Raw genomic sequence first — 12,177 nt, forward strand, 5'->3', positions numbered from 1 at the left:
TGAATATGTGGAGAATAGCTAAAAACCGAAATGCCCTAATTTTTGTTCTTTTAAATAAAAAACATCGTTATGACTACAAACTCACGTCGATATTTCCTACAAAGGTTGCTAGCCTCCTCAGTTACTATCCCTTTTTTGTATTCGTCAGTAGCATCTGGCAAAACAAGCGTACTTACTGCCAATCAACAAGGTCCTACACTACGAGTTGCACTTATGGGGCTCGGAGATTACGCGTCGCGGGTCGCTGAAGCCATGCAATCCTGCAAGCGTGCTAAGATAACGGGATTGATTAGCGGTACACCAGCCAAACTACAACAGTGGGGCGAGAAATATCAAGTGCCGGAAGATAGCCGATACAGCTATGAAAACTTTGATAGTATACGTGACAATTCGAATATCGACGTCGTTTATGTCATCACGCCGAACGCTCTGCACCACGAACATACCATAAGAGCGGCTAAGGCAGGGAAACATGTAATCTGTGAAAAACCAATGGCTCTCGATGTGAAAGAGGGTCAGGAAATGATCGATGCTTGTGCGCAGGCTGGTGTAAAATTATTGGTAGGATACCGCATGCATTTTGAACCGAATACACTAGAGATCATACAGATGCGGGATAAGGGTGAGTTGGGTAAAATAACTTTTTTTCAGGGATTATCCGGTTTTCGCATTGGTGACCCGAGCCAATGGCGGCTTAACAAAGCTTTAGCAGGTGGAGGTTCACTAGTGGATATTGGTATTTATTCAGTCAACGGTGCGCGCTATATGGTGGGTGAAGAACCGATATGGGTTACGGCACAGGAAACCAAAACGGATACCATCAAATTCAAAGATGGTGTAGATGAAACGATACAATTTCAGCTAGGGTTCCCAAGCGGTGCAGTGGCTTCCTGTCTTTCCAGTTATAACATAGACCATCTTGACCGCTTTTTTCTTAGTGGCGATAAGGGCTTTGCTGAATTGCATCCTGCCAATGGATATGGCCCTATTAAAGGACGAACACATAAAAACGAACTTCGTATGCCTCACGGGGCTCAGCAAACACTACAAATGGATGAAATGGCGGCGATCATTCTCGATGGTAAGCAGCCTATAATACCTGTAGACGGTATAGAGGGGCTAAAGGATGTAAAAATTATGGAGGCCATATACCAAGCCTGCGCAACAGGGCAAAAACAGGAGTTGAAATTGCTTTGATCAGTCTTCATATAATAGCATTCTCATCACTGAGGGCAAGCAGGGCAAACGCATCTTATTTTTATATTTAAAATATATGGAGGTTTTGTTTCGGCAATGTGTCGATTTTTTCCCATCGCACAGCCTTTCCGTCCCTCGCCGGGACAGGGCATTACTTTTGAGACCAAAAGTAATCAAAAGTCTTCGTCCCATCCGAGGTGGCCTTTCGCACGGTTCCAGCGCACACAAAGGAAATCCCTCTAAGGCTGAAACCACTGTCCGAAGCTTTTTAGATTGCTTCGGACAATAGTTTCCAGGCCTTTTCCTACCCACGATTCCCTCGGTATTTCCTTTGTTTGTCCGCCACTGGGATGAGACGGAGAAGCGCTTTCGCGCCTTTGCAGTATGTACTCAAACCTACTCGCACTAACTTTTCCTTAACACCAAATGTCGCATCAAAAGTTTTGACCATGTAGAAGACTATTTTTTGCACCATCCTTCTGGTCAAAGCTTTTCCGCGACGAGTTTATGAACTCTTGTTTATTTTTGGTGTTCATGAGCTCCCTTCGGTCGGTTTGGGTACTTTTGCGGAAAAAGTACCATGCCCTTCCGCTGTGTCCCGAACGCATTCGGGGACATAGAGGACAAAAACTGTTTAATAAAACCCTCCATTTCACCTCAACACAAATCCCATTAAAAACAATTTATAATGGTTTACCCTGTGAAGACGGGCTATAGTATATTCAAGAGATAATTTGATTTCGTACATTTATCTTTTCATTATGGCAAACTTACCTCCGAAACATATCCATTATACGGTATATGAACCGCATGAAATCCCTATAAAAGCAGCCATTCTCCTATTGCATGGTATGCAGGAACATAGTGGGCGATATGCTGGTTTGGCAAATTATTTAAAAGATTTAGGTTACGCCGTAATAACCTATGATCATACAGGGCATGGACGTACTGCAAAAAATGATGCACAAATGGGTTTCTTTCAAAAGGAGCATCCTGAAAAGCTTCTCATTTCGGAAGCCAAACAAATGGCTTATTTTATGCGTAATCGTTTTCCTCATGTATCTTTGATATTGATAGGGCATTCCATGGGGTCATTTATTGCCCGTTTATTATTAGGAGAAAGTTCTGCAATTTTTAGTGGAGCAATTCTAATCGGTACCAGAGACTTAAATATTATGGCAAATCTTTTTCTTCCTATCCTACGTATCGCCAACATGTTATCCCCTACAAAACGAAGTAAATGGCTCAACAAGCTTTTTTCATCCATAAATAACCAAAGATTCAATCACGAAAAACCCAATGACGGTACGAATTGGTTAAGTATTAGTAAAGCGAACAGGAAAACTTTCTTAGATGATCCATTATGTGGCGTAGATTTCAGCAATAATGCCTTTTTCGGATTAATATCACTGCAGGTAAAAGCAACCAAACCCAACTGGGCAAAAGAGATCGATAAGGCTTTTCCCATACTCTTTCTTAGCGGTACAGAAGACCCTATCGGAAACTTTGGTAAAGGTGTCGAACAAACCGTACGAAAATTACGGCTAAATGGATTTCAACATATAGCGCTAAAATTTTATCCAAACATGCGCCATGAAATTCTTAATGAAGATAACCGAACTATCGTTTTTCAAGATATTACACAATGGTTGGAAGAGCTTCTAACCCCAAATTCCACTACCCGGTTTTAAGTATTAGCCACTATCTCCTATTGTTCTATTGCCGTATTACTAAGGAACATGGGCTTAGTAGCCTTTTGAGCAACTCTCATTTTATCATAACTCTTTAATACCCCTTTTAGTAGAACAACCGTACCTATACTATATTTCATCTGTCTGTCCGTTGGGTGGTTGTTGGCTTTTTGCTATGCGATTCTTTTATACAGACAGTTCTTAGAAAGGTCTTAGACAAGGTCAGACTGAGTCTATCTTTAGGCATTTATTGTCTCGTTATTGGGTGTTTCTTGTGTCGTTCTTGTGCCATCCTTAGGTTGGGCGTGTGTCGTTATAGGGCTGAAAGCCTTTTCATACTTTACATATCCAACATTGAACAATCCATTTCTTCGACTATTCTCTTAGTCTTCTTCGAGTTGCCTTCGACTCTGCTTCGGGACAGGTTCGAGACAGGTTCGGGAATTCTTCGACAGTTGTTCGACTATTCTTCGACTGCGAGTCGAAGAATAGTCGAACAACTGTCGAAGCCCAGTCGAACAAGACTCGAAGAAGTCCCGAAGGAATCCAAACGAAGCTCCGAACAATAGCCCATGCTTTTACCAAAGATAAGTCGAACAAATTGTTAATTATCGGCTATGCATACCGACCGCATTAATCTTTCGAACAAAATCACTGGGGAATTGCTTTCGCTCATTGATTTACTGACATTCGACAAAACTTTAGTACCTCGGCTATCTCTGCGGCTTTTTTATTACCCAAATATTTTATGAGTTCATAATAAGAAAATAAATTGTCTTTATGTACTGAATATATACAGTCCGAAAACAGAACCGATAGTGTGTCTGGAGATGTCCTGCCCAAGATTTGTTGGAATATTTCGTTAATATTACTATCTCCTGAATCTGGATCTCCAATAGTATTCCCAGATAAAATCATAGGATAATCTTCGATACTACCTTCAACTTTTCTTGGTTTGATTTTTTTATTTACAAAATAAAAATGGATATTTTCTTCTTTATAACCGTTGGATTTTAATTCTACGATGACTCTTGTCATTGCATTTTTTAACTCGGTATTTCCTTGTACAAACCCAAACATACTGCCTGAGTTTTCCATATAGATATTCACAACCTTTCGGTTCAGATTATCGGCTTTCTCTTCTTCTATTATAAATCCTGATTTTAGAATATATTGTTCTAATTTTTGTTCATCCAATATCCCTTGCGTAAAGAACCGACTAAATTTTCTGTCCGTATTATACAGGTTTATTTCATCTTTCAGTTCTTCCCACTCTTCTGCGATTATCTTTCCGTCACTTTTTCCAAAATTTTCCATTTTCCCGTTGAAAACCGAAAAATTATCTCCTCCACAAGACTGAGAGAGAAAAACAAAGCAAAAGGAAGTTACCAAGAGACTGAAAAATATAGTTAATTCTTTTTTTGCCATTTCATTTTAAATTTACTGTAATACTTCCGTTTATAACTTCCAAAACTTGGATATTGGGCATAATGGTATCCAGATCTTCCAACAATTTTTGGCTGCTTCCCTTATGGTCAATGATGATATTCCCTGTTGTGCCGATATATTCATAATTGAGTTTATGAACACGTTCTATTGTTCGCAGTCGCCTCATAATATCCTGAATACTACTATAGTTTACATTTTGAGCAGTTAGGCTCGTACTACCTATATATTCATCTTGTATAGAGGTTTCCACTTCAGTTTTATTGATCGTTGGAATGGGTGGCGGATAAAGATTATTATCTTCAGAAGAAGGCGGTACAACACGATTTTGTTGGCTCTTCTGAATAGTCTTGGGTATTTCACCATAGTGATTTGTTCCATTTTTACCATCTTCGAATAACATCCAAAAAATATAAAACGGAATGATCTGCCACCATCCACTATGGCCCAAATCATGGCATCTCTTTGCTCCTTGAGCCAATAAAAACCATATCAATGGTATAAAGGCTACTGCGATAAAATCAAATGCTTTGGATGATTCGGCAATACCAACAATAACAATATAAATCAACCAATAAATCATCAAACTAAATCCATATTCTGATCGCCTTATCCTCCCTCTAAATGAAAATGGTCTATTGAACATACCTATTTTAATAATTAGTTTTACTTTTCCTATTTCTATTTGTTCTGTATTCCTAAAATGAATATGTATGACATACATTTCTTCATAGCTTAATAACATCCTTTAACGCTCTCTAACATTCTATGGCATATTATTCATTAGCTATTAGGAACTTGGTATAACAAAGTTATCCCATTAAGACATCTTGTTTTTACGGCTTCCCGTAAAACGATGATTTTGTACAGAAAATAAAAAAGACCGCCGGTTGTGGCAGTCTTTAACTATAGTTAATAATTGAAAATATTATTCGGACAATTCTTCCCACAGCCCCTTTTGCGTCTCGCGAGCCTGTTTTTGCAAATCAGTAAAGAGTTCTACATATTTCACATTCGGTGGATAAGTGTCTACCACCGCATAACCTTGTTCTACCAAAGAGGCATTTAAAAATGTGCCATCCTCCAAATGGATGTAAGCAAGTTTACGTTTATACTTGTCCATAGCTTGCACATCAAACTCCAAACGTACCCATTGATGCTCGGTCTGCGATCTAACATACTCCTTAGCTTCTTGGGCGTAGTACCCTTTCTCTTTCCAACGAGAGTTCCGGATTTCCGGAGCATCAATCCCGATGAACCGTACTTTGAAAGATTCTGTACCGTTATCCACCCAAAACGTATCGCCATCGATTACCTTTGTTACGTAGGCAAAGCCTTCTTTCCAACGTCTTTCTTTTTCGGTTCGGGAGGGTTCATTTTCATAGAGAAGGTAATTTACCTCTCCCTTCGTTCCTGTCGCATAGTCGGATTGGCTTTGACAAGAGACGGCAAAAATAAGAACAGGAGTACAATAGATAAAAACAAGCAGAATTATACGCGCAAATGAGCCCATGGGGTTATTTTTAAATAAGTTCTTTTTCTTTGCAATAAACGACAAGTTGTTCGTTCTTGGTAAATCCAAATGCCTCTTTCATCAAGTTAAGTCTCTTCTCTACACTACTCAAGCTAGATGGTTTAATATTTCGGCGTTTAAGACATTCAGGAATATTTTTTTGGAGTTCGCCCTGATACAATAAGGACACTATTGCAATATCTACTGTGGTAAACTCATATGCGTTTTTATTCCGTATCGATTGTTTCATATCGTCCGGTAAATAATATTTATTTTTATATACTGCTTGTAAAGCTTCTTTGAGGTGATCAGCATCATGTCTTGCCTTGCGAACATATCCGTCAATTGCATGCACCTTAAATAAATCATCGATAACACTTGAACGACTCTCGACCGAAAATACAATCACCTTTAGATCAGGTTGGATAGCTCGGGCTTCTTTGATGAGATCTGTTCCGTTTAAAATTATTTGTGTATTATTATCTTCCTCGAAACTGAGGTCCGTAATCAATACTTCATAAGGATCCTGAGCGCGAATAGCATTCTTTAGCCATGTCAAAGCGTGATCGCAGTAATATACATAATCTGCGTTCTTGATATCTAAATCATGAAGTGTTTTTTGCACTGAAATATTAGAACTTTGGTGATCTTCAGCAATGAGTATTTTCTTAAACATACATTATCCTCTTTTAAAGAAATGGAATCGTGATCTTTATTTTAAGTCCCTTTACCATTTCATCGACAAAGATAATTTTGCCACTTAAACTTTTAATACGGGAAACCGTATTTGTCAATCCATTACCGTGAGGGGTATCTTTTTTTATACCAATACCGTCGTCACTGTAATTTATACTTAAGTGATCGCCTTTCTTCTCAAAACGAATAACGACATTCTCCGCTTGACTGTGTTTATCCATATTCACCATTAATTCTTGCACCACCTGTCGGATATGTTCTTTACTTTGCTCGCCTATAGACTTCCATAGTTCAGCTTCATTACCAATGATGAAGATCTCACGACCGTCGTTAGAAAACGATTTGAGAAGCTGGTTTAAGCGCTCATAGTAAGGTTGATCAGTTTTTACTCCTTCTTCGCTCTCATATGATATATCTCGAGACTTGTTGTACATCTCCTCCAACTTATCAAGTGTATATTCTCGATCAATAACCTGCTTATACTCGATTTCTTTCATGACACGGTAAAGGCCATTAGCAACCACGTCGTGTACTTTTTTAGAAGTTTCTAACTTATTGGCTTTGATTTGATTCTCTGCTTCAAGTTCAAGTCGCTGTTTTCGTTTTTTGTAATAAAATGTCCCAGTTACTGTAAATACAACAAAAAGAATAGTAACACCTCCTGTTATAACTCGCTGTCGTGTGAGTTTATATGTTTTTTCTGCATTATCCTTTTGCAGCAGTAGGTTGTCTGCCTTATTTTTTTCAACCTCGTAACGGATAAGCGCAAATTGATTTTTGGCCGCCGCACGTGCAAGTTGAACGCTATCACTCAGTTGTTGATAGATTCTAAAATAAGCTTTAGCGGAATTTTCAGGGCTAAGTTCTATGAGTTTATGTAATGCTTTCAACCTATCGGTTGGGCTTTGTAATCGTTCAGCTACCTCATACATCCTTTCTGCGTAGAACAATGCGGAATCTTTTTTTTGCGTTATATAGTAATCAGCTAAATGAGAAAAACTCGCATTCTGCCCCCAAAGGTCTTTCTCATATTCACGAATTTTTAAAGCTGCTATAAACTCAGCGATTGGATTATAATCTTTATTTTTATGCCACTTGAATCTAGCAAAATTAGATAATACACGAGCATATTCCATCGATTTTTTATTAGTCGTTTGTATGTTAAGCTCATATAGAATATCTAATGCCTTATCGTATTGCCCTATATTCTGATAAGCTATTGCTATATTATTTTTATAAATATGGGTTAAAATCGTATCATTAGAAAACATAATTGCAGAATTATAGAAAGAGATAGCATTTTTATAATCCTTTAAGAAATCTGTTGCTGAAGCAAGATTATTATAATTAGAGCTGAGATAAATACGATGTTCAGGGTTACTCTCATCAAGATAGGTTGATGCTTGTAAGGAAGTCTCTTGTGCGCCATAATAGTCTCCCTGCTCTTTTTGCGTAATCGCCATGTTAATTAAACAGTTTGCCGTATTTAAACTATCTCCTGCTTCAATAAATAAATCCTTTGCTTGGCTAAAAGCGAGAAATGCGCTATCTGAAATTCCCCTATCCAAATAAGAGTATGCGGAATCATAATATGGATTGTCTATATATATTACTTGTTTATAATTCTCCCTTACACAAGAAATTAAACAAAAAAGAAGGAGATATATTATTTGCTTTTTCAATAAAGGCTACTTTTTCCAAAGTAAAGAAAAATATGCTAAACAAAAGTTTTATTTAAAAAAAAGGCGACACATGTCGCCTTTTCTAAAAAAACATATTGAATGTTATCCTTCTGGATTCGAAGGTCTTGGTGGGCGTGGTGGGCGAGGCGTGCTTGTTTCACCACCTGTTGTTCCTCCATTGTCATTATTAGTCGTTTGTGTAGTCGGCTGACCGTTATTACCAGACTGATTTGCTTGACCGCCTTGGCCAAATAAAAGTGCTAAAATTAAATACCACATTTTTCAAAAAATTTAAAAGTCAAAAACTTGGTAGGTCCCCGTACTCCATGTACGGGCTTGCTACGATTGTTTTCAGAAGGCCTTCTGAATTTTTTGGGAAGTGTGAGTGTCTATCGCGGGAGTCAGTAACTGCTTCCCAAACCGGCTAAAGACTACCGCGACATCTTCTCTTTTTATAATCTATTTTGTATCTTTAACTGACCGAAGCCAATGGAGATATCATTGGATTACGAAAGCAAAATTATGGGGTGACTGAGGGCTCAGGTGTGCAATTTTCCAGTCTTTCTATCCTTTCTAATCCCTTTCTAAATTTTCTACTGTTATGGTACAAACGAGAAACCAGCCAAGTCAACATTATCATTACGGTTTTCCGTATTTTTCCGATCGATGTAGAATTTAATTTTGAGACATGACTTCATTTGACCTTTTCAGAAATAGCGTATTAAAAATGTATCAGAAAAAAAAATCGCAAGATTTGTTAGATAGTTGGTTGAGCAATCCTTCTCCAGCTAATCTCAAGAAATATTGTTTGGTGCGGTTAAATGAGGGACTTAATGTGGATGATACCAAAGTTTTTGAACGTGTCTTTGTATCCAATGGGAATGTTGATGATTTAGAGCGAACAATCAACCGGACAGAGCCTGAAAAATTAAAAACGTTGCAGTATTTTATTATCGGCAGAACAAAAACTACAGATGAAAATCTAGTCAAGTTGTTAGCAGTGCTGATTGACTTCCAACCAAGACCATTTCGTCTAAATGATTGGTCAAAAAAAGAAGAGGGAGGTACTATATTATGCGACTATCCCACTGACCAAGAAGCTAAATCTAATAATCAACCTCAAAAAAACAATGATGTACTGATCGTCAATGATTTTAAGGACAAATTTTATAAAAGAAAAAAAAGTGTCGTATACGCCATCGGTTCAGCAGCTCTAGGGTTGGGGATATGTTTTAGAATAATTGATTGGCAAGCCGAGCAATGTATGTTATGGCAGGATGAGCAGTATATTGCTGTACACTGTAAAGACAACTATCCCAATACCATCGCGCTCAATCCAGGGGTACTCCATACCTTCAGAAAGATCACTCGACCAGATACATTGACCATACGGCATGAAAAAAGGGTTTGGTATTCGAAAATTGATAACCATGTAGAATTCTTTACAACAATAGGGCACGGATTTCATCCAGAATTTATGGATAGGTCATTAAAGGCTGCAACCAAAGAGATATTGGAGAAATATGCAGGTAAAAGTATGAAAGGAAATGGAGAAGATATTCCTACAAATGAAAAGTAATCCAAGGGAAAGGTCAGTTAACATTGTGTTTTGAAATCTACTTTGGAGCGCTTATAAGCCACTTTCATCACTATTATTCTGTCTTTTTTCCTACCTTTGAGCTATGACGATAGACGAATTGAAACAAGCATTACTAACAACAGGCAAAACATACACACTCCCTATCAAACTCAGCATAGACCAGACTCTTACAGAGAATGTGGATCAGTTTCTGAAGGTTCAGTTCATAGAAGCCGAGGCTTGGAAAAAGGAGCTCTCCAAATGTCCCGCTTATTTACGTCTCTTGAAATTCTATGAAGCAACCCGATAAATCAGGTTATTCTTGACTTTTTTTATTTCTTAACATACATCAATGCGTACCCTTATTTATTCTTCTACTTTTGTTTCCATAAGAACAAAACAAAAAAGAAATAAATATGGCAACATGGAATTTAGATAACGCGCATAGCGAAATCGAATTTAAAGTAAAACACATGATGATTTCTACCGTGAAGGGTCAGTTCCAAGATTTTCAAGTGACGGTAGACAGTGCGGATACAACACTATCCGATCAGACACGAATCTTAGCTGAAATTAAGGTCGAAAGCATCGATACCAAAAACAAAGATCGCGACGCACATCTTAAAAACGAAGATTTTTTTAATACAACAGTTTTTCCGAACATCACTTTTCAAGCTACAGCTATTGAGAATAAAGGCGATGGCGAGTATCAAATCACCGGTGATTTAACAATTAAAGACGTAACCCGTTCCGTTGCTTTTGATGTAGAATTTGGAGGATTGGCAAAAGACCCTTGGGGCAACCAAAAAGCAGGTTATACAGTTACTGGAAAAATCAATCGTAATGATTTTGGGTTGACGTACAATGCTGTATTGGAAACTGGCGGGGTTATGCTGAGTGATGAAGTGAAATTCCAAGCAGACCTACAATTTGTTATTGCGTAACTCTTCAAGTTTATATTAAAAAAGTGCCATTATACGGGGTTTCAACAACGTAATAATGGCACTTTTTGTTTATTGTTATAAGCTATTGCACATTCTGAAATAAAAAGTCTTCTAATTGTCACTCTGAGCTTGTCGAGGAGCGACATGTCTATCCTTCGACGAATGTCAGGCTGAGCCTGTCGAAGCCTCAGGATGACAAAAAAGTGCTAATACACAACAGATTATTATACATCTTTCCTTTACAGATCATAACCGGCTTTTAAACCAATTCCTTCCGTACCTTTCTTACTTTCACACTAAGCACGATCCATGCTGCCAAAAAGGAAACCAAAGCTATCCCTATCAGATAATACAGAGCCGTGTATGTATGGTAATTCTCAGCATGCTGTATAAACATCAGGCGGAATATGCGTAAGTAATGCGTAGAGGGAATGACATTGGCAATAGCTTGAACCCAAACAGGCATCAAACTGGATGGCCATGTAAAACCACTGATAATAAAAGCCGGTGTAGCAATGACCATCAGAATCTCTGTAGCTTTCAACTGTGAAGGAAGAATGACGCTCACCAAAATCCCTATAAAACATACGGCAAGCAAAAACACAAAGGAACAGAGGGTAAACCACCAGAAGTCAGTCTGTAAAGGCATTTGATAGTATTTACCCAAAGCCCAATACCATACAAATATACCTATAGACATCAAGATATAAGGCAAGATTTTCACCATGATAAGTCCAAAGGCATTCGGCATTTTTTGCACCAGTTCACGGAAACTATTGCTTTCAAACTCTGAAGCAAATGATAGAGCCAATCCCAACAGCAAGACCTGTTGAAGTACTGTAATCAATACTCCGGGAAGCATAAAGTACAAGTAATTTCCGCTTCTTATATTCTGCTTAATAATAGTAGTCTTAAAAGGTTCATATTGCTGGGTGGCTACATACTCTGGCACACCTCTTTTCATCTGTGATTGAATCTGCACCCCTGCCTTCATGGTCATCGCACATACATTGACAGCCATCATGGCGGTGTTAGAGGTCAACGTATTAGCTCCGTCTACAAAAATGGTTACCTCAGGAAGTCGATTCTGCTGTATGCCAGAAGAGAAACCTTTCGGTATATGTACAATCGTAGTTGCCTCATGCTTTAAGGCAATATCCTTAGAATTGAAGAGGGAAGGCAATATCTCCGCAATGGAAATACTTTCATTATCATTCAGCATATTGATGAAAGTCTCACTCATAGGGCCATGGTCTTCATCCACGACAATGATTGGCATTTCGGTAACCTTACCCTTTTGGTAAACATGACCTATCAACACGCCATATAAAATAGGTGCGCCCACAAACAACATTAATAATACACTGTTGTTGAAGAACAGCTTGAATTCCCGTTGTAATAATGCTATAAATTTCTTCACAACCTTTGC

At 38.2% G+C, this 12,177-nt stretch carries 12 protein-coding genes; 5 read left to right on the top strand and 7 right to left on the bottom strand.

Translation table 11 applies throughout. The annotated features are described in order from the left end of the window. The first annotated feature begins 69 nt into the window (after positions 1–69). Both BM375_RS00185 and BM375_RS00190 read left to right on the top strand, forming a co-directional pair. Complete coding sequence (locus tag BM375_RS00185; RefSeq protein ID WP_093363161.1) at positions 70–1,197, top strand: Gfo/Idh/MocA family protein; 1,128 nt, start codon at positions 70–72, stop codon at positions 1,195–1,197. A 761-nt stretch (positions 1,198–1,958) separates the two neighbouring features. Continuing rightward, positions 1,959–2,888 (top strand): alpha/beta fold hydrolase, encoded by a 930-nt coding sequence (locus tag BM375_RS00190; protein WP_093363162.1) that lies wholly within the window; start codon positions 1,959–1,961, stop codon positions 2,886–2,888. 672 nt (positions 2,889–3,560) lie between these two features. Here BM375_RS00190 and BM375_RS00195 read toward each other — a convergent pair. The 6 genes from BM375_RS00195 to BM375_RS17070 all read right to left on the bottom strand — a co-directional run bounded on the left by BM375_RS00195 (position 3,561) and on the right by BM375_RS17070 (position 8,504). Further along, entirely contained in the window at positions 3,561–4,316 is a 756-nt protein-coding gene (locus BM375_RS00195) for a hypothetical protein (protein WP_093363163.1), read from the bottom strand. Between the two features lies 1 nt (position 4,317). Continuing rightward, positions 4,318–5,079, bottom strand: coding sequence for a DUF805 domain-containing protein (locus BM375_RS00200; RefSeq protein ID WP_317614810.1), 762 nt, complete (start codon positions 5,077–5,079; stop codon positions 4,318–4,320). A gap of 183 nt (positions 5,080–5,262) precedes the next feature. After that, positions 5,263–5,847, bottom strand: a complete 585-nt coding sequence (locus BM375_RS00205; protein ID WP_093363541.1) for a thermonuclease family protein — start codon at positions 5,845–5,847, stop codon at positions 5,263–5,265. Between the two features lie 10 nt (positions 5,848–5,857). Then, on the bottom strand, positions 5,858–6,523 hold the full coding sequence (locus BM375_RS00210) for a response regulator (RefSeq protein ID WP_093363164.1): 666 nt from the start codon (positions 6,521–6,523) through the stop codon (positions 5,858–5,860). A 13-nt stretch (positions 6,524–6,536) separates the two neighbouring features. After that, the gene (locus BM375_RS00215) at positions 6,537–8,225 is read right to left on the bottom strand and encodes a tetratricopeptide repeat-containing sensor histidine kinase (protein WP_139227461.1); all 1,689 of its coding nucleotides are present in this window, start codon (positions 8,223–8,225) and stop codon (positions 6,537–6,539) included. A gap of 102 nt (positions 8,226–8,327) precedes the next feature. Further along, entirely contained in the window at positions 8,328–8,504 is a 177-nt protein-coding gene (locus BM375_RS17070) for a hypothetical protein (protein ID WP_170852542.1), read from the bottom strand. Between the two features lie 448 nt (positions 8,505–8,952). Here BM375_RS17070 and BM375_RS00230 point away from each other — a divergent pair, with 448 nt between their 5' ends. The 3 genes from BM375_RS00230 (at position 8,953) to BM375_RS00240 (ending at position 10,748) form a co-directional block, all read left to right on the top strand. Next, positions 8,953–9,804, top strand: coding sequence for a hypothetical protein (locus BM375_RS00230; RefSeq protein WP_093363168.1), 852 nt, complete (start codon positions 8,953–8,955; stop codon positions 9,802–9,804). Positions 9,805–9,907: 103 nt separating this feature from the next. Then, positions 9,908–10,114: a DUF6965 family protein gene (locus BM375_RS00235; protein WP_093363169.1), complete on the top strand. Its 207-nt coding sequence runs from the start codon at positions 9,908–9,910 to the stop codon at positions 10,112–10,114. A 106-nt stretch (positions 10,115–10,220) separates the two neighbouring features. Then, positions 10,221–10,748 (top strand): YceI family protein, encoded by a 528-nt coding sequence (locus BM375_RS00240; protein WP_093363170.1) that lies wholly within the window; start codon positions 10,221–10,223, stop codon positions 10,746–10,748. 259 nt (positions 10,749–11,007) lie between these two features. On the opposite strand, the gene BM375_RS00245 is transcribed toward BM375_RS00240, so the two are convergent. Further along, a complete protein-coding gene (locus tag BM375_RS00245) occupies positions 11,008–12,168 on the bottom strand; it encodes an ABC transporter permease (protein ID WP_244525777.1) in 1,161 nt (386 codons plus the stop codon). Positions 12,169–12,177 lie beyond the last annotated feature (9 nt).

The organism is Sphingobacterium wenxiniae (genome assembly GCF_900116225.1).
GTDB lineage: Bacteria > Bacteroidota > Bacteroidia > Sphingobacteriales > Sphingobacteriaceae > Sphingobacterium > Sphingobacterium wenxiniae.